The organism is Chitinilyticum litopenaei DSM 21440 (assembly GCF_000428145.1).
Classification (GTDB): Bacteria; Pseudomonadota; Gammaproteobacteria; order Burkholderiales; family Chitinibacteraceae; genus Chitinilyticum; species Chitinilyticum litopenaei.
In genome coordinates this window covers 1-1307 of the sequence record NZ_ATZJ01000088.1, presented here as the reverse complement: position 1 = coordinate 1307, position 1307 = coordinate 1, and the positions used below count along the sequence as shown (strand labels likewise).

The 1307-nt window shown below is 47.2% G+C and carries 3 protein-coding genes; 2 read left to right on the top strand and 1 reads right to left on the bottom strand.

Features of this window, described 5'->3' with window-relative positions; all coding sequences use genetic code 11:
* Both C515_RS23255 and C515_RS23745 read left to right on the top strand, forming a co-directional pair.
* Window positions 1–504 (top strand): RHS repeat-associated core domain-containing protein (locus C515_RS23255; RefSeq protein ID WP_081687018.1); only part of this gene is annotated, 504 nt, incomplete at its 5' end.
* On the top strand, window positions 501–1088 hold the full coding sequence (locus C515_RS23745) for an imm11 family protein (protein WP_144290514.1): 588 nt from the start codon (window positions 501–503) through the stop codon (window positions 1086–1088). The genes C515_RS23255 and C515_RS23745, both read left to right, overlap by 4 nt.
* Here the strand turns inward: C515_RS23745 and C515_RS24420 are convergent.
* On the bottom strand, window positions 1080–1307 hold a 228-nt coding region (locus C515_RS24420), incomplete at its 5' end, for a hypothetical protein (protein ID WP_211234091.1). The two genes, C515_RS23745 and C515_RS24420, sit on opposite strands and share 9 nt — an antisense overlap.

The window sequence follows — 1307 nt, the reverse complement described above, 5'->3', positions numbered from 1 at the left end:
TACAATACTTTCCGCTATTACGACCCGGAAAGCGGCCGCTATCTGACGCCCGACCCGATCGGTCTGGCGGGCGGCCTGCACCTGTACGGCTACGTGCCCGACCCGAACGGCTGGATGGATCCGTGGGGGTGGTGCTCCAAGGCTTTGGGCCAAAACATGGAGAAAGCGGGCATTCCGCGTCCCAAGAACACAACACCACATCATATTGCAGGCGATACGGGACAAGCTGCACAGCCCGGTCTTGCTATTCTGAAAAAACATGGCATCGGTGTTGATGATGCTGCAAATGGCGTGTTTCTACCCAATCGCGGCAACACTGACCTTTCGACCCCTGGCATTCTTCATAATGGGCGACACCCTAACAAATATATTGAAGCCGTCAACAAGCGACTACACAAAGCAGATGTCAAAGGTGGAAAGCAAGCAGTATTGAATGAGCTAAATGCAATACGAACGGAGCTATTAAATGCTAGCCGTAATGCAAAATGGAAGGACGTACTATGAACGCAATGAAAGTTTACGTACTTCAAGGTGAACCGGACAAATGGCCTGGATTTCTACAACGATACAGCACGACCAATCTTGACTCGGAAAGTTGGCGTGAAAGTATTGGCCGACATTGCCTTGAACTTGGACCCAAGCCCTTTGGCGAAAATTATAAGCCAATTCTTCTAGACTTCCATTTATACGGCCGAAAAAAACCTGCGGTAGGCGATATATGCTTGAGCATGCACCCTTTCATCATTTTTAGCGAAAGGGCGCGCCAGATCCTTGAACCAATTCTTGCGCCAGCAGGGGAATTTCTGGAGGTCAAGACACCTGAACCAGGTTTTATTGGCTATCGTGTTCTCAAACATCTCGATGACTGTGTTGATCTGCAAAAATCTATTTACACGCAGTACGAAAATGGGGAAATCCTGATCCGCAGGCCAACTTTGCTTGCCAATAAAGTCGAAGGGCATGACATTTTCGCAGTAGCAGATTGCCTTGACGGGGTATTCGTTTCGCAAAAATTCAAAGACCTAGTAGACGCAGTCAAACCGAAAATCAAGGGCTTTAATTTTGAAAAAGAAATATCACTAAGCTGAATAAGCAAATCGCCAACGGAACGCTCCTGATAAAGTCACTGACAAGTAATGCAAACAACCCAGGATGCATAACGGCAGTAAACCACGCAATAACACCGTTCTTTCAAAATCCGCACGGTTATGCACTACCACAAAACCGTGAGCTAGATGCACGCTACAAACCGAAGAAAACAAGTAGTGGCTGCTAAAACCTGGAGAAATAATGACTGAACAAGTACG